18 protein-coding genes are annotated in these 17,109 nt (G+C 29.7%); 11 read left to right on the top strand and 7 right to left on the bottom strand.

What is annotated here, in order from left to right; all coding sequences use genetic code 11:
• Window positions 1-64 precede the first annotated feature (64 nt).
• The 3 genes from prfB to CPEL_RS01375 all read left to right on the top strand — a co-directional run bounded on the left by prfB (window position 65) and on the right by CPEL_RS01375 (window position 2,701).
• Entirely contained in the window at window positions 65-1,165 is a 1,101-nt protein-coding gene (prfB, locus tag CPEL_RS01365) for a peptide chain release factor 2 (RefSeq protein ID WP_044598294.1), read from the top strand.
• Between the two features lie 3 nt (window positions 1,166-1,168).
• Window positions 1,169-2,008 (top strand): universal stress protein, encoded by an 840-nt coding sequence (locus CPEL_RS01370; protein ID WP_044598295.1) that lies wholly within the window; start codon window positions 1,169-1,171, stop codon window positions 2,006-2,008.
• A 90-nt stretch (window positions 2,009-2,098) separates the two neighbouring features.
• On the top strand, window positions 2,099-2,701 hold the full coding sequence (locus tag CPEL_RS01375) for a potassium channel family protein (RefSeq protein WP_235362650.1): 603 nt from the start codon (window positions 2,099-2,101) through the stop codon (window positions 2,699-2,701).
• Window positions 2,702-2,724: 23 nt separating this feature from the next.
• Here the strand turns inward: CPEL_RS01375 and CPEL_RS01380 are convergent, their stop codons facing one another.
• Complete coding sequence (locus CPEL_RS01380; protein ID WP_044598297.1) at window positions 2,725-3,768, bottom strand: YeiH family protein; 1,044 nt, start codon at window positions 3,766-3,768, stop codon at window positions 2,725-2,727.
• Between the two features lie 101 nt (window positions 3,769-3,869).
• Here CPEL_RS01380 and CPEL_RS01385 point away from each other — a divergent pair, with 101 nt between their 5' ends.
• Window positions 3,870-4,736, top strand: a complete 867-nt coding sequence (locus CPEL_RS01385; RefSeq protein ID WP_044598298.1) for a transcriptional regulator, LysR family — start codon at window positions 3,870-3,872, stop codon at window positions 4,734-4,736.
• On the opposite strand, the gene murD is transcribed toward CPEL_RS01385, so the two are convergent.
• Both murD and mraY read right to left on the bottom strand, forming a co-directional pair.
• Window positions 4,728-5,927, bottom strand: coding sequence for a UDP-N-acetylmuramoyl-L-alanine--D-glutamate ligase (gene murD / locus CPEL_RS01390; protein WP_044598299.1), 1,200 nt, complete (start codon window positions 5,925-5,927; stop codon window positions 4,728-4,730). The genes CPEL_RS01385 and murD overlap by 9 nt on opposite strands.
• On the bottom strand, window positions 5,927-6,985 hold the full coding sequence (mraY, locus tag CPEL_RS01395) for a phospho-N-acetylmuramoyl-pentapeptide-transferase (RefSeq protein ID WP_044598300.1): 1,059 nt from the start codon (window positions 6,983-6,985) through the stop codon (window positions 5,927-5,929). The genes murD and mraY overlap by 1 nt, the downstream gene beginning before the upstream one ends.
• Before the next feature lie 78 nt (window positions 6,986-7,063).
• On the opposite strand from mraY, the gene gpmI reads away from it, so the two are divergent.
• The gene (gene gpmI / locus CPEL_RS01400; RefSeq protein ID WP_044598301.1) at window positions 7,064-8,542 is read left to right on the top strand and encodes a 2,3-bisphosphoglycerate-independent phosphoglycerate mutase; all 1,479 of its coding nucleotides are present in this window, start codon (window positions 7,064-7,066) and stop codon (window positions 8,540-8,542) included.
• A gap of 15 nt (window positions 8,543-8,557) precedes the next feature.
• A complete protein-coding gene (fabG, locus tag CPEL_RS01405; protein WP_044598302.1) occupies window positions 8,558-9,301 on the top strand; it encodes a 3-oxoacyl-ACP reductase FabG in 744 nt (247 codons plus the stop codon).
• Window positions 9,302-9,312: 11 nt separating this feature from the next.
• On the opposite strand, the gene acpS is transcribed toward fabG, so the two are convergent.
• The 3 genes from acpS to CPEL_RS01420 form a co-directional block, all read right to left on the bottom strand.
• Window positions 9,313-9,669 carry a holo-ACP synthase gene (gene acpS / locus CPEL_RS01410; protein ID WP_044598303.1) on the bottom strand — a complete coding sequence of 119 codons (357 nt, stop codon included), beginning with the start codon at window positions 9,667-9,669 and terminating at the stop codon, window positions 9,313-9,315.
• Complete coding sequence (gene fliL, locus CPEL_RS01415; RefSeq protein ID WP_084083583.1) at window positions 9,669-10,205, bottom strand: flagellar basal body-associated protein FliL; 537 nt, start codon at window positions 10,203-10,205, stop codon at window positions 9,669-9,671. The genes acpS and fliL overlap by 1 nt, the downstream gene beginning before the upstream one ends.
• An 83-nt stretch (window positions 10,206-10,288) precedes the next feature.
• The gene (locus CPEL_RS01420) at window positions 10,289-10,927 is read right to left on the bottom strand and encodes a YheO-like PAS sensor domain-containing protein (protein ID WP_044598305.1); all 639 of its coding nucleotides are present in this window, start codon (window positions 10,925-10,927) and stop codon (window positions 10,289-10,291) included.
• 233 nt (window positions 10,928-11,160) lie between these two features.
• Here CPEL_RS01420 and CPEL_RS01425 point away from each other — a divergent pair, with 233 nt between their 5' ends.
• From CPEL_RS01425 to CPEL_RS01440, 4 genes are read left to right on the top strand one after another with little or no spacing between them, the layout of a single operon-like run.
• A complete protein-coding gene (locus tag CPEL_RS01425; protein ID WP_044598306.1) occupies window positions 11,161-12,585 on the top strand; it encodes a catalase in 1,425 nt (474 codons plus the stop codon).
• A 51-nt stretch (window positions 12,586-12,636) separates the two neighbouring features.
• A complete protein-coding gene (locus CPEL_RS01430; RefSeq protein ID WP_044598307.1) occupies window positions 12,637-13,107 on the top strand; it encodes an ankyrin repeat domain-containing protein in 471 nt (156 codons plus the stop codon).
• Between the two features lie 60 nt (window positions 13,108-13,167).
• Window positions 13,168-14,571, top strand: coding sequence for an argininosuccinate lyase (gene argH / locus CPEL_RS01435; RefSeq protein WP_044598308.1), 1,404 nt, complete (start codon window positions 13,168-13,170; stop codon window positions 14,569-14,571).
• A 5-nt stretch (window positions 14,572-14,576) separates the two neighbouring features.
• Window positions 14,577-15,908 (top strand): anaerobic C4-dicarboxylate transporter family protein, encoded by a 1,332-nt coding sequence (locus CPEL_RS01440; RefSeq protein WP_044598309.1) that lies wholly within the window; start codon window positions 14,577-14,579, stop codon window positions 15,906-15,908.
• On the opposite strand, the gene CPEL_RS01445 is transcribed toward CPEL_RS01440, so the two are convergent.
• Complete coding sequence (locus CPEL_RS01445) at window positions 15,909-16,577, bottom strand: YheO-like PAS sensor domain-containing protein (protein WP_044598310.1); 669 nt, start codon at window positions 16,575-16,577, stop codon at window positions 15,909-15,911.
• 167 nt (window positions 16,578-16,744) lie between these two features.
• On the opposite strand from CPEL_RS01445, the gene CPEL_RS01450 reads away from it, so the two are divergent.
• Window positions 16,745-17,107, top strand: coding sequence for a Rid family detoxifying hydrolase (locus tag CPEL_RS01450; RefSeq protein WP_044598311.1), 363 nt, complete (start codon window positions 16,745-16,747; stop codon window positions 17,105-17,107).
• Window positions 17,108-17,109 lie beyond the last annotated feature (2 nt).

Genomic DNA, 17,109 nt, shown 5'->3' on the forward strand with positions numbered 1-17,109 from the left:
AAAAATTTTATTTTTTTGCTAAAATTACAAGATTAAATTATATCAAAATTAGAAAGAAAATTTTATGGATAATTACGAATACAGCGAGTTATTAAAAACACTTGAAAACAAAGTAGAAAACATTAAAAATATCATAAAACCTCAAGAAATTATCAAAAGATTAAAAGAAATTGAAGATTTAGAAAATTCCCCTTCTTTTTGGAATGATGTTAAGCAAGCTGGCATAATAGGCAAAGAAAAAACAAAAATTTCTAATTTACTTAAAAACTATGAAAACGCATACAATGAAGTGCATAATGCAAGCGAGCTTTTTGATCTAGCAAATAGCGAAAATGACTTAGAAACTATAGAAGCTTTATTTAATGATGCTTCAAAATTAGAAGATGTTATAGTAAATCTTGAAATTTCTATGCTTTTAAGCGGTGAAAATGATAATAAAAATGCCATAGTTTCTATACATCCTGGAGCTGGTGGGACTGAGAGTAATGACTGGGCTAGTATGCTTTATAGAATGTATTTAAGATTTTGCGAAAGAGAAGGTTTTAAAGTAGAAACGCTTGATTTTCAAGAAGGCGATGAAGCAGGAATTAAGAATGTAAGCTTTTTGGTAAAAGGTGATAATGCTTATGGGTATTTAAAAGCTGAAAATGGAATTCATCGTCTTATTAGAACTTCTCCATTTGATAGTGCTGGGCGTCGCCATACGAGTTTTTCAAGTGTGATGGTTTCACCAGAACTTGATGATGATATAGAAATAGAAATTGAAGAAAAAGATATAAGGATAGATTATTATAGAGCAAGTGGAGCGGGTGGCCAACATGTAAATAAAACTGAATCAGCTGTGCGTATAACTCATATGCCAAGTGGTATAGTAGTGCAATGCCAAAATGATAGAAGCCAACACAAAAACAAAGCAACCGCATTTAAAATGCTAAAATCACGTCTTTATGAGCTTGAACTTATGAAACAACAAGATGAAGCAAATTCGAGTGAAAAAAGTGAAATAGGTTGGGGGCATCAAATCCGCTCTTATGTGCTTTTTCCATTTCAACAAGTAAAAGATAATCGTTCTAATAAAGCATTTTCGCAGGTAGATAGTATTTTAGATGGGGATATTAAAAAAATCATAGAAGGTGTATTAATAGCTCAAAAGGCTAAAGGATAAAATATGGAACAAAAAATTCTAGTATGTATAGATGTGTTAGAACCTTGTAAGGAAAGTGTAGATTATGGTGTATATTTAGCTAAAAAATTAAATTTAACTTTGATGTTTTTATATACTATAGAGCCAAATTTTACAAACGCAGAGTTAGCTTGTAGTTTTGGTATAGGAGCTAGTGGGTGTGTGATAGAAGATTTAGTAGAGGAGCAAACTCAAAAGAACGAAAATCTTTTTAAAAAAGGTAAAAGAATTTTAAATGAATTTTGTGCTTATGCAAAAGATCAGGGTGTAAAAGAGTGTTTTAGCGTGCAAAGAGATGGAGACTTAGAAGAAGTATTAAAAGATTATAATGGAAAAATAAGACTTGCAATAGCTGGATTAAAAGGTGGTGGAAGAAAAAACAAAATAGGTATCCACACTGAAGAATTAGTAAGAGCTTTAAATGTGCCTATTTTACTTGTAAATTCTTCTTTTAAAGAGATAAATAGCGTTATGATGGCTTATGATGGAAGCAATTTAGCTAAAAAAGCTATAGAACAAGCTATACAAAAACCAATTTTTAAAGAAGCAAAGCGTTATGTGGTTAATGTTTCAAAAGATGAAAAAAATTCTTGTGAGTTATTAGAACATGTAAGTAAACTTTTTAAAAATGTAAATTTAGAAGTTGAAACTAAACACTTAAATGGGGAAGTTAGCCAAGCTTTATTTGATTTTTGGGAACAAAATGATGTAGATTTGTTGATTATGGGTGCTTATTCTCATCATTGGTTAAAAAGTATTTTATTTGGGAGCTTAACAAATGAAATTTTAACTAAGGCTAAAAAGCCTTTATTGCTTATACGCTAAATGCTATATAATAGACTTTTAAATCATTATATAAATATCTATCATAAAAGCTCTAAACAATTTTTATTTATTTGGACTTTATTGGCACTTGTGCCATTAATTTGTAGTTTTATATTTGATGAACTTGCTATTTATGCTACTGGAAAAATTACTTCTGAGCTTTTGTTTTTTATATTAAATATTATTCCTATTATGGTAGCTATGGCTTTGATGGTGTTTTTGCTTATTAGTATTTGGGCTGCTTTTAGCAATAAAATCAATGTAAAAGAAAAATTTTTAATGATTTTGTATGCTTATGTTTTAATTTGGTTTGCATATGGAAATTTGTATTATTTTTCTTGCGATGTGGATAATTACAATCGTTTATTAATTGTAAGTCAAAAGCACAAAGATGAAAGTTTAGAAAAACTTCAAGAAATTATCATACAAGCACAATATCAAACTCCAATCAAGGGCATAGAAAATTTTTGGACTTTAAATGAAAATTTAAAACCTCAAATTCAAAATAGACTTAAAGGATTGGTAGATTGTTATTATTTTAGTGGTGTAACAATGCTAACAATCGGTTTTGGCGATGTAACCCCTGTGAGTTCTTTGTTAAGGTTATTTAGTGTTTTTCAAGGATTTTTAGGGCAGGTTATTGTCGTAATTGCTATGGGACTTTGGATAAATCAATCAGGTAAGCAAAAATAGCTTACCTAAATAATTTAAGTTAATCACATAAATATTTTTGTTAGTATAATTCCAGAACTTATTAACCAAATAAATAATAAAAATGCCATTAAAAATGGTTTTAAACCCGCGTTTTTAATTACATCTTTATGTATATTAACCCCTAAAGCAACCATAGATATAGACAATAATAAAGTATCAATTGTTTCGATATTTGATTTAATGTAATTTATAGAAAATGGGGTATTTAAAATATCAAGCGAGCTAATAACACTTGCAAGTAAAAATAATAAAGCAAAATAAGGAATATTGTTTTTAATTGATACTTTTTCCTTTTCTTTGCTTAAAAATTTTAATGAAAAAATAGCTAAAAATATTAAAAATGGAACTAACATTAAAACTCTAATCATTTTTTCTATAACTGCACCATCGCCTGCTTGTATAGCTTCTCCTGCTGCAACAGCATGTGCAACTTCATGTAAAGTAGCGCCCATAAAATACCCCATTTGATGTATATTGAAAAAATCAAATAAACCTAAATTCCAAGCTAATGGGTATAAAAACATTCCTATAGTTCCAAAAACAACAACCGTGCAAATTGCTACACCAACTCTTGAAGAGCCTCCTTTTACCACACTTTCGCTAGCCATCACAGCAGCTGCACCACATATACTTGAACCACTGCTAATTAAAATGCTTTCTTTTAAATCAAGCTTGAATAATTTTCCCAAAATAAGCCCTATAAAAAAAGTAGAAAAAACTATAATAAAAGCTAAGATAATTCCTTCTAAACCAGCTTTTTGTATATCATTAAAAGTGATTCTAAATCCATAAAGTATAATCCCTAGTCTTAAGATTTCTTTTGTGGCTATGTTTAAAACGCCTGTTTTTTTAAGCAAGCTTGCATTTTGATTTGCAAAATTGCCTATTAAAGCTCCAAGACAAACTGCTATGATAAGTGCTGAAATTCCTAAATTTTTAAAGAAACTCAATTGAGAAATAGCAAATGCACAAAATGCAAGAACAAATAATAATAAAAATCCTTCAAATTTTCTGCCTTTATATATATTTTTATGTTTAGTATGCATGTTTATCCTTTAATTTTTTTATAATTTTAACGCTTTTTATATGATAAGAAAAATTAATTTTATTTGATATAATGATTAAAAATATTTATCAAAGGAAAAATATGACTTTTAAGCAGCTTAGGTATTTTCAAGCATTAAGTAAAAATTTAAATTTAAGATCCTGTGCTAAGGAATTAAATATCACTCAATCTGCTTTATCTTTGGCTATTTTTGAGCTTGAAAAAAGTTTAAATACAAAATTATTTGATAGAAATGCTAAATTTTTAAGTTTAAATGAAAAAGGAAAAATGTTTTTAAAGCAAATTACACCTTTGATGATAGAATTTCAACGCATAGAAAATTTAATGCAAAATGATGAAAATTATCAATTAAGTATGAAAGTAAGTCAAAATGTAGGAACTTTTTTGTTAGCAGGGGTTTTAAATAAAAAGGATGAAAAAATAACACTTGAGCTTTCTTTAGATAATAGTAAAAATATTATAAAAAATATTCTAGACAAAGAAATAGACTTAGGCATTATAGAAGGAATTTGCAAAGATAAAGATTTGGAAAAAATTAAAATTTGTGATGATGAACTTATAGTTGTAAGCAATAAAAAATTAGATAAAGAGTATTTTATAGATGAATTAAAAGATTATCAATGGCTTAGCAGAGAAAAAGGTTCGGGTGCAAAAGAAGTTTTTGTAAATGCTTTACCAAAAAATATAAAATTAAATTTAGTTTATGAGTTAAATTCAACAGCTATGATTAAAGAATTAATTAAAAAAGGAAATTTTTTAGCTGTTTTGCCAAAATTTAGCGTTAAAGAGGAATTAGAAAATAAAAAATTATTTCAAGTGAAATTAAAAAATTTTAAAATTTCAAGAGAGCTTTTTATAATTTATCATAAAAATAAAGAACCCAATGAAAAGTTTTTAAATTTTTGTGATTTTTTGATAAAACAAATCCAAAAAGAAATATTAGCTTAGTTGTTTTATGCTTTTTTTAAACACTTCGCCTCTATGTGCATAAGAATCAAATTGATCCAAGCTTGCACAAGCTGGACTTAACAAAGCTACTTCATTTTCTTTTAAATTTAAGTTTATTTCTTCTACAGCTTTAGGTAAAAATTCACAATAATGAGCTTTTAAATTTACATTTTTAGCATAATCAAGCATTTTATTTGTGCTTTTTCCTATGGCATAAAGTTCTATGTTTAGATTTTTCATATAAGTAAATAATTCACTTAAATCCACACCTTTATCATCTCCTCCTATGATAAGATGAATTTTTTTGTCTTTATAGCGTTTTAATGCTGCTAAAGTAGCGTCTAAATTAGTTGCTTTGGTATCATTAACCCAAAGTCTTTTTTTATCATCATATATTTCTTCTAACTTATCTTTTTCTATTTTAAATTCATTTAAAAGTTCGTATGAACAACGATCAAGTATGATTTTTTCTATGCTTAAGGCTATTAATGCATCAAGTAAAAATGGAGTTTTAAAATGAATTTTGTCTATATTAATTTGCATTTTTTTAGCTAAATCTTGCTCATTTTCATAGCTTATAATGTATGCATGAGTAGGATAATTTTCGTATTTTTTAGGTAATATAGCCACATCATTTTCATTCATTCTATCAAGCACGCTAAGTTTAGCTTGTTCATAGGCTTTAAAGCTTTTATGCCATGAAAGATGATCAGGTGTAATAGGCAAAAGTGCGTAAATTTCAGGTTTTGCAATTTTTGTATAAAAAAGTGAAAAAGAAGAACTTTCTAAAATCCACAAATTTGCATTAGCATCCATTTGTGCTAGTGGAATTCCTATATTAGCACCCATTTGTGCATTAATGTGTTTTAAAAGATGATATGTCATTTGGGTTGTGGTAGTTTTGCCGTTGGTTCCGCTTATCCAAACGCTTTTTGGCATGCCATCATAAAAAAAATCATACTCGCTACTTAAATTTTTTGCTTGCTGTATAAGAAAATGATCATTTGGAAAACCAGGACTTGGAATTTCTAAATCGCTTTTTAAAGGATCAAATTCACTTGGTGGTAAAAGTGTATTTTCAAATTCATCTTTACTAATGTTTGTAAATTTATCATCATAAATATCACATTCTTTAAAACGCTGTGCAAAGGCTTTGGTTGTTTTTCCGTATCCAAAAAGTGAAATTTTCATTATCTTAACTTTATGCTTATTAATGCTATAAGATTAGCAAGTAAGGCTATCATCCAAAATCGCACAATGATTTTATTTTCTACCCAGCCTATTTTTTCAAAATGATGATGAATAGGTGCCATTTTAAATACTCTTTTATTGAAAATTTTAAAACTTCCAACTTGTAAAATTACTGAAATGGTTTCTAAAACAAATACAAAACCTATAAGTAAAAGTAAAATTTCATTTTTGCTAACTATACCAAGATAACCCAAAAAGGCTCCTATGCTTAAACTTCCACTATCTCCCATAAATACTTGTGCAGGGTAACAATTATACCACAAAAATCCCATCAAAGCACCGACTAATGCTGCACTCACAACAACAAGTTCTCCTAGCCCTTGAATTTTAGGTAAGAACAAATATGAACTATAAATAGCATTACCACTTAAATATAAAAAAATTCCAAGACTTAAAAGAGAAAATATAGAAGGAACGGTGGCTAAGCCATCAAGCCCATCGGTTAAATTTACAGCATTAGAGCTTGAAACTATAACTAAAATCCATAAAAAAAGCATAAATACCCCGCCATCAAAAATAGCATGTTTATAAAATGGTAGATAAAATTCAGTGTTTGTATTAAAAAAATACAACAATGCAACACAAATAAAAGCAGCACTAAATTGCCCTAAAAGTTTCATTTTGGGACTAAGACCTGCGTGATTGTCTTTTTTTAGGATTTTTCCTAAATCATCTACTAAGCCTATTATACAAAATAAAATCAAGCACAATAAGCCTACAATTACAAAAGTATTGTTTAAATCAGCACTTAAAACGCTAGCTATGATAGTTGCAAAGATAAAAACTAATCCACCCATGGTTGGAGTATGAGATTTTTCTTGATGTGTTTTTGGAGCATAAGCATAAATAGGTTGGTTTGCTTTTTTATTTTGTGCCCATTTAATGAATTTAGGCATGAAATATAAACTTAAAAACAATGCTATAAAAAAAGCAAACCCAGCGCGCACACTAATATAAGAAAAAAACATATAATTTGTATATTCTGTAAGATAAAGCAAAATTTTAACCTTGTATTTGTTTTTTAAAAGCATAATTTTAGTAAAATCATATAAATAAATTATAAAAAAGAGTAAAAAATGAGTCAAAAATGTATTTTAGTGATAACAGATGGTATAGGATATAATAAAAATCAAGACTTTAATGCTTTTTTTCATGCTAAAAAACCTAATTATGAAAAACTTTTTAAACAAGTGCCAAATACTTTATTAAAAACAAGTGGTTTAGCAGTTGGTTTGCCTGAAGGCCAAATGGGAAATAGCGAAGTAGGGCATATGTGTATAGGAAGTGGCCGTATTATTTATCAGAATTTAGTTAAGATAAATAAGGCCATAGAAGATAATACTTTAAAAGATAACAAAGCCTTAAAAGAGCTTTTGCAAAAATGTAAAAGAGTGCATATTATAGGGCTTTATAGCGATGGAGGGGTGCATTCTATGCATACGCATTTTAATGCACTTTTAAAAATTTGTAAACAAGAAAATAAAGAAGTATTTGCTCATGCAATTAGCGATGGTAGGGATTGTTCGCCAAATTCAGGTTTGGAATTTATAAAAAATTTACAAGATTTTTGTCAAAAAGAAGAAATTTGCTTTGCTTCTTTAGCAGGAAGATTTTATGCTATGGATAGGGATAAGCGTTATGATAGAACTAAGCTTTATTATGATGCTTTATTTGCTAAAGCACCAATTTGTAGTGATTTTATACAATTTATACAAAAAAGTTATGATGAAAATATCACAGATGAATTTTTAACCCCAGTTATTAGTCAAAACTTTGATGGTATTAAGGCTGAAGATGGTGTGATTTTTATCAATTTTAGAAATGATAGAATGCGTCAATTAGTCGCTTCTTTAACTCAAGAAAGTTTTAATGAATTTCCAAAAGAAGTGTTTGTAAAAAATGCTATTACTATGAGTTTGTATGATGAGAGTTTTAAATTGCCTATAATGTTTGAAAAAGAAGAGCTTAATAATACTTTAGCACAAGTGATTGCAAAAGCAAATTTAAGCCAATTACACACTGCAGAAACAGAAAAATACGCTCATGTGACTTTTTTCTTTAATGGTGGAAAAGAAGAATTAGAGTATAATGAAACAAGAATTTTAATCCCAAGTCCAAAGGTAAAAACTTACGATGAAAAGCCTCAAATGAGTGCTAAAGAAGTTACAGATGAGGTGATTAAGGGCATTGAAAAAGGTGAAGATTTTATCGTAGTAAATTTTGCCAATGGCGATATGGTAGGACACACGGGTGATTTTGAAGCTGCAGTTAGTGCGGTTGAATGTGTGGATGAGTGTTTGGGTAGGGTGGTTGCGTGTGCTAAAAAGCATGATTATGCTTTTATCATTACCTCAGATCATGGAAATTGCGAAGCAATGCAAGATAAAAATGGAGATTTACTAACAAATCATACAATTTTTGATGTTTTTGTTTTTATTCATGCAAAGGGGGTTGAAAAGATAAAAGAAGGTATGGGACTTAGCAATATAGCAGCTAGTGTTTTAAAGATTATGGGACTTAGCATTCCAAAAGAGATGGATGAAGCTTTATTTTAAATTTAAAGGAGAACAATGAAATTTAGTGGAAAAAATGTTTTAATAACAGGTGCAAGTAAAGGCATAGGTGCAGCAATTGCAAAAGAATTAGCAACTCATGGTTTAAAAGTTTGGATTAATTATAGAAGTAAGCCTGAGCTTGCTGATGCACTAAAAGAAGAAATTGAAAAAAATGGTGGCATTGCAGCTGTAATTAAATTTGATGCTAGTGTTGAAGAAGAATTTGTTAATGCTGTTGCTACTATTATACAAAGTGATGGCGAGCTTAGTTATTTGGTTAATAATGCAGGTATTACTAATGATAAATTAGCACTTAGAATGAGTATGGATGATTTTTCATCAGTGATTAATGCGAATTTAAATTCAAGCTTTTTAGGTTGCAGGGAAGCTTTAAAAGCTATGAGTAAAAAGCGTTTTGGCGCGGTGGTAAATATCGCCTCTATAGTTGGAGAGATGGGAAATGTAGGGCAGAGTAATTATAGCGCTAGCAAAGGTGGTATGATAGCACTAACAAAATCTTTTGCTAAAGAAGGTGCAGCTAGAAATATAAGATATAACTGCATTACCCCTGGTTTTATAAAAAGCGATATGACAGAAGTTCTAAGCGATGAAATAAAACAAAATTATATAAACAATATCCCTTTAAAACGCTTTGCTGATGCGAGTGAAGTAGCCCAAGCTGTAGCATTTTTACTAAGTGATCATTCTTCTTATATCACAGGAGAAATTTTAAAGGTTAATGGCGGACTTTATATGTAATCAAGCAAGGTTTATCCTTGCTTGGTTTCTATAGCCACTACTGCTATAGCAAAACCCCCATCATGAGCTACACTTACACTAGTTGATTTTATATTAAATTCTTTTATAATTTTTTGAGAAAATTGAATGTGAGGAGCATTTTTGCTATCTTTAAAGATAATGATATCAAAAAAAGAACATTCCTTTGAAATTCCTACACCTAAAGCTTTAGAAGCTGCTTCTTTAATAGCCCAAAATCCTGCTAATGTATTGGTATTTTTAATATAACTTTGCTCTTGCTTGGATAAAAATTTATCCAAGAAAAGCGTTTTGTGTCTATCATAAATTTTTTCTATGCGAGAGCATAAGACTATATCACATCCTATCATTAAGATACAACAAAATCAGTAAAATAAATATTTTTTATAAAGCCATCGGTTAAAACTTCGTTGATTTTACCGGTTAATTCATCTTTTAGTCTTTCTTTTCCTTTGGTAGTGCTTACTTCTTCAAATGTTTTTGAAGTTAATGTTCTAATGATAATATCTCTTATAATTGCACTTTTTTTATCAAGTTCTGGAGTTAGAGTTTCAACATTTTGTTCAAGTTGTATAGTGCATTTTACATATCTTGCACCACCATCACTTAATAAATTTAGAGTAAAAGGTGCTAAAGGATACATCACTCCAATATTTGCATAATCACTTCCTCTAGCTGCTACTGCATTGGTTTTTTTCGGTGCTGGTGCAGCTTGCTGAGTAGCCTCTTCATTTTGTGCAGTAGGATTTTCTTCAGAATTTCCACCACTAAACATTAAATAAGCTATTGCTCCTATAATTACAAGTAAAAATACAAACAAGAAAACTACGATAATAATAACTAAAGTATTACCACCCTTTTTTTTAGTTTCTACTTGTTCATCCATCATATCATCAGCCATTTTTTTCCTTTTATTTAATATTTAAGAGTGTTATTGTATCAAAAATTACATTTTTTAAAAATACCTATTTATTTTATTTTTTGCAAATGTCTATAAACACTAGGTTCGGAGATATTTAAAATTTCTGCAACTTTTGGTATAACTCCTTTTACATTAAACACCCCTTTTTCATATAAACTAGCAATTATTTTTTGTTTTTCTTTAGGTTTTAAATTTTTATTTTTAAAGCTTTCTATATCCATTCCAGATATATCTTCAACAATTTCTTCTAAATCTAATCTTATATATTCTTTGTTATCTTGTTGAGTATCTTCATAGGAATTATCATAAATATTTCCCAAATTTAAAATTTCATCTGATATTTTTTTAAATGCTGAAGTATCATGATTTATACAAAGTAAACCTTCAAGCTTTTCATCTTTTTTTATAAAAAAAGTTGAGCCTGATGTAATTTGAGAATTTTTTGGTGAAGTTTTATAATGCGTAATGTAATCTCTTTCTAAATAAACTTTGTTTTTAATCATTTCTATTGCAAAACCTGTTAAAGGAGAATTGATTGTTCTTTTGCTAATGTGATTATTTGCAATTTCTGCTATATTAGCACCATCTTCACTTACATCATGTAAAACTATTTCATAGTTTCTTCCTAAAGTGTCAGCAAGAAATTTAACAAGCTTTATATAATAAGTTCTTGTTTCCTTGTCCATTTGTCCCTCCTTGTTAATTTTGTAGTTAAGAATATTTAAAATAATTTATTTTATTCTTATTTTTTAATAATTTTATTACAAAATAAAAATAATTATGCTTAAAAAAATATTTTTTTTAAAAAAAATAATAATTTATATGATTTTTGATTAGTGTTTTATTTTAATATTCGTTTAATATTTTAAAGATATAATTTATCAAATAATAAAAATTATTATTTAAAAAAGGAGACATGATGAAAAAATTAACTAATGATTTTGGAAATATAGTTGCGGATAATCAAAACTCACTAAGTGCTGGCGCTAAAGGTCCGCTTTTAATGCAAGATTATATCTTACTTGAAAAACTTGCTCATCAAAACAGAGAAAGAATTCCAGAAAGAGCAGTGCATGCTAAAGGAAGTGGTGCTTATGGGGAGTTAAAAATCACAAAAGATATTTCTCAATACACCAAGGCAAAAGTTTTACAACTTGGAGAAAGCACACCTTTGTTTATAAGATTTTCAACCGTTGCAGGTGAAGCAGGTGCAGCAGATGCAGAAAGAGATGTAAGAGGTTTTGCGATTAAATTTTATACTAAAGAAGGAAATTGGGATTTAGTAGGCAATAATACTCCAACATTTTTTATAAGAGATGCTTATAAATTCCCTGATTTTATCCACACTCAAAAAAGAGACCCAAGAACGCATTTAAGAAGTAATAACGCTGCATGGGATTTTTGGACTTTATGCCCTGAGAGCTTACATCAAGTAACTATCTTAATGAGCGATAGAGGAATTCCTGCAAGCTATCGTCATATGCATGGTTTTGGAAGCCATACTTATAGTTTGATTAACGATAAAAATGAAAGATTTTGGGTGAAATTTCATTTTAAAACCAAGCAAGGTATTAAAAATTTAACCAATGAAGAAGCTGCAAATTTAATAGCAAATGATAGAGAAAGTCATCAAAGGGATTTATATGAAGCTATTGAAAAAGGAGATTTTCCAAAATGGACTTTTCAAATTCAAGTTTTAAAAGAAGATGAGGTAGATAAACTTGGTTTTAATCCTTTTGATTTAACTAAAGTTTGGCCACATAGCATTGCACCTTTGATTGAAGTGGGTGAGATGGTATTAAATAAAAATGTACAAAATTATTTCAACGAAGTAGAACAAGCTGCATTTAGCCCAAGCAATATAGTCTCTGGTATTGGTTTTAGTCCTGATAAAATGCTTCAAGCTAGAATTTTTTCTTATCCTGATGCACACAGATACCGCATAGGAACAAATTATCATTTATTGCCAGTTAATCGTGCAAAAAGTGAAGTAAATACTTACAATGTAGCAGGAGCTATGAATTTTGATACTTATAAAAACGGCCCTGCTTATTATGAACCAAATAGTTATGATGATAGCCCAAAAGAAGATAAAAGCTATCTTGAGCCTGATTTAGCACTTGAAGGCAATGCACAAAGATATGCTCCACTTGATGATGATTTTTATACCCAACCAAGAGCCTTGTTTGATATAATGAACCAAGATCAAAAAGAGCAATTATTTAAAAATATCGCTGCTTCTATGAATGGGGTTGATGAAAAAATCATTGCTAGAGCACTAAATCATTTTGAAAAAATTTCAAGCGAATATGCAAATGGAGTTAAAAAAGCTTTGAAAATGTAATTTTTACTTGCCACTTTAAAAGTGGCAAACTAAAGATTATAAAGGAAAAATATGTTTAGCAACGAAGAAGAACAAAGAATTCAAGAACTTTGCACTATGGCTTTTGATTTTGCAAGAAAAAATGATTTGCAAAATTTAAAGACTATGATAGAAGCAGGTTTGAGCGTGAATTTAAAAAATCACAAAGGCGATAGCCTTTTAATGCTTGCAAGTTATCACAATGCTTATGAATGTGCTAAGTTTTTACTAGAAAATAATGCTAGAGTAGATGAAAAAAATGATAGAGGACAAACTCCATTAGCAGGAGTGTGTTTTAAGGGATATTTGCCTATGTGTAAGCTTTTAGTAGAATATGGAGCAAATATAGATGAAAATAATGGCCTTGGTATGACCCCTTTTACCTTTGCACTAATGTTTGGGCGCAAAGATATAGTGGAGTTTTTAACAAAGCATTCTAAAAAAACTTTTTTTAAAAAAATAGCCTTTGGTGTGTTGAAAATTTTTAAAAGAAATAAAAGTTAAACTTTTTAAAAAAATAAAAATTATAAAATTATCCTTTTATTTATAAATAAAAGGATAAACATGTCACAAAAAGCAGAAAAATTGTGGGGAGGGCGTTTTGATTTGCCTACAAATAAATTGGTTGAAGAATATACAGCTTCACTGCCAGTTGAGCCAAGACTTGCCCCTTTTGATATACAAGGAAGTATAATCCACTGCACTATGCTTGCAAAACAAGGCATTATAAAAGAAGATGAAGCAAAGGCTATCATCAAGGGTTTAGAGCAAGTTAGAGAAGAAATTCAAAATGGAACCTTTGTTTTTGATATAGCTGATGAAGATATTCATATGGCTATAGAAAAAAGAATGACACAAATTGTAGGCCCAGTAGGTGGAAAGCTTCACACTGCAAGAAGTAGAAATGACCAAACTACGCTTGATTCTAAAATTCACATGAGAGCTGTTATTAAAGAAGTATTAACTCAAATTACTACTTTGCAAAAAGAAATTATCCATCAAGCACAAAAAAATATCAAAGCTATCATGCCAGGTTATACACATTTACAAACTGGTCAACCTATACTTTTTTCACATTGGATTATGGCATATTTTTGGATGTTAAGTAGGGATTATTCTCGCTTTGAAGATTTATATAAAAGAATGAATGAGTGTCCTTTAGGAGCGGCTGCACTTGGTGGAACTACATTTAATATAGACAGACATTTTTGTGCCAAAGAACTAGGCTTTATTAAACCAACAGAAAATAGCATTGATAGTGTAAGCGATAGGGATCATATGGTTGAATTTACTTCTGTGGCTGCAATGTGTTTTATGCACCTTAGTCGTTTTTGTGAAGAGCTTATACTTTTTTCAAGTCAAGATTTTAAATTTATAGAATTAAGTGATGATTTTTGCACTGGTTCAAGCATAATGCCTCAAAAGAAAAATCCTGATGTAGCTGAAAAAATGCGTGGTAAGACAGGTAGAATGTATGGCAATGTTATGGCAATGCTAACTATCATGAAAGGCATTCCACTAGCTTATAATACTGATATGAGTGAAGATAAGGCTGCAGTTTATGATTCTATGGATACTTTAATGGCAAGTTTAAAAATCATAACTCCTATGATAGAAAAAATGCAAGTAAATGCTAATAACACAAGAGCAGCTGCTGCAAAAGGATTTTCAAATGCCACAGATATGGCTGATTATTTAGTAAGAAAAAATATACCATTTAGAGAAGCTCATAGTATAGTTGGTGGAGCTGTGAATTATTGTATTAAACATGGAAAAATGCTTGAAGAGCTTAGTATGGAAGAATTTCATCAATTTAATGAAAATATCCAAGAGGATATTTATGAGGCAATTGCTTTAGAAACTTGTATAGACGCAAGAGTATCTTATGGTGGCACAGGAACTAAAGTAGTTTTAGAGCAAATTGAACATGCAAAAGAACTTTTAAATAGCTATAAAGCAAAGGTATAAGCTAGATGGATATTGTTTTTATACTAGAGCTTTTTATTATATTTTCTATGATAGCCATAGGTGGTAGATATGGTGGTATAGGACTTGGGGTTGCAGGTGGGCTTGGTATGTGTATTTTGGTTTTAGTTTTTGGTATGCAACCAGCTTCACTTCCTGTGAGTGTTGTGTTTATCATACTTGCTGTGATTACTTGTGTGAGTGTTTTACAAAGTGCAGGCGGACTTGATTTGCTAGTTAAAATAGCAGAAAAATTACTCAAGAAAAAACCACAAGCCATTGTTTTTATGGGGCCATTAATCACTTCAAGTTTTACAATATTTTGTGGGACTACTTATGTGGCTTTTTCTGTTTATCCAGTGATTGCTGAAGTAGCTGCTCAAGCTAAAATTCGTCCTGAAAGAGCATTATCAGTTTCAGTTATAGCAGCAGGTATTGGGGTGGTAGCCTCACCTATGAGTGCAGCCACTGCAGGTATGGTTGCTATTTTAGCTGTTAGTGGTGTAGGGCTTGTTCAAATATTAGCTGTGGTAATGCCAGCATTTTTAATTGGTGTTATATGTGCTTGTTTGAGTGTTTTTAAAAGAGGAAAAGAACTTGAACAAGATGAGGAATTCCAAAGAAGGATAAAAACAGGAGAATATCATTTTTTAAGCGAAGATTTGCAAAATAAAGACAGCAAGCATGATCCTATGGCAAAAAGATCTTTATATGTTTTTGCTTTAGGAATTTTAACCATTATTTTCTTTGGAACTTTTACGAATTTATTGCCTCATTATGAGCTTGCAAATGGTAAAATAGAAAGACTTTCTACTCCAAATTTAATCCAAATGATTATGCTTGCAACAGCTTGCTTGATTATGCTTTTTGCTAAAGTTCCTGCTAATAAACTAGGCGAAGCCTCTGTGTTTAAATCAGGACTTATAGGGGTTGTAGGGGTTTTTGGTATAGCTTGGATGACAGGAACATTTTTTGAAGCCTATAAGCCTTTATTTAGTGATTCTTTATCGCATATTGTAGAGGATTATCCTTATTTGTTTGGCTTAGCTTTATTTGCTTTTTCTATGGTTATTTTTTCGCCTTCAGCAACAGTGGCTGCTTTAATGCCTTTGGGTGTGAGTTTGGGAATTCCTCCTCAAATTCTTATCGTGCTTTATCCTTGTGTGGCTGGAGATTTTATAGTCCCAGGTGCTAATCAAATAGCATGTGTAGCTTTTGATAGAACAGGCACAACAAAAATAGGCAAATTTGTGATTAATCATTCTTATTTAAGGCCAGGTTTTGTATTAATCACTTGTGCGACACTTGCTGGATATTTTATCTCTCAATTTGTCTTTTGATTATTTTTTAAGTTTTTGTAAATACCTATAAACGCTAGGTTCTGACATATTAAGGAATTTAGCGACTATAGGTATGCTTCCTTTTATATTAAAAATTCCTTTTGAATGAAGATTTTTAATAATTTCATCTTTTTGTTCTGTGCTTAAATTATAACCTGATTCTAAATATTTTAAATCTATATTTTCAGCTAGAATATCTTCTATAGAATGGCTAAGTGTTTCTATATTACTCATATGATGTAAATTTGTATTTTGATGATTTGAAATGTTTAATAAATCACTAAAATCATTGATTTTTTCAAGTTCTATAATTTTACTTATAGCATTTCTAATTTCGGTGGTATCATGGTTTATACATAAAATTCCTACGATTTTATTTTGATTTTTTATGAAAAAAGTTGAGCCAGTTACTATCTTAGATTTTCCAACTTTTGCTTTATAATCACATAAAAAATCTTTGTTTAAATACTCTTTTTCTTGCACAAGTTCGCTTGCAAAAGAAGTCAATGGAGAATTAATTGTCCTTCCACTAATATGGTTATTTGCAATCGCTGCTATGTAAGAGCCTTCTTTTGAAATAACATGAAAAACAACTTCGTATTTGTCTCCAAGCACTTGTCCTAGAAATTGTGTTAGTTTAATAAATAATTCTTTTTGTTGTGCGTCCATAGGTTTACCTTTTTTGTATTTTTTTGTTATTTTACATAATATTTTCACTAAAATTGTTTAATTTATCATAATAAAAAAAATTATTATTATGATAAAAAAGTATTGACAATTTATTATTATAGTGATAATATTATATTACATTTTTATTTAAACTAAAAGGAGAAAACATGGCAAATTACCCAAAGGCTATAGGACCATATTCAGCTTATAGAGAAGCTAATGGTTTATTGTTTATTTCAGGACAACTTCCTATTAATCCACAAAGTGGCAATATAGAAAGTGAAGATGTAAAAGAGCAAACAAGACAATCTTTGCTAAATATTAAGGCTATATTAGAAGAAAATAATCTTTATTTTAATAATGTAGTTAAAACAACTTGCTTTTTAGCAAATATTGATGATTTTCTAGCTTTCAATGAGGTTTATTCTGAATTTTTCGCAGCTCCATATCCTGCAAGAAGTGCTTTTGCGGTAAAAGATCTTCCTAAGGGTGCTAAAGTGGAGATAGAGGTTATTGCTCATAAAGGATAGAG

It is taken from the genome of Campylobacter peloridis LMG 23910 (assembly GCF_000816785.1).
Classification (GTDB): domain Bacteria; phylum Campylobacterota; class Campylobacteria; order Campylobacterales; family Campylobacteraceae; genus Campylobacter_D; species Campylobacter_D peloridis.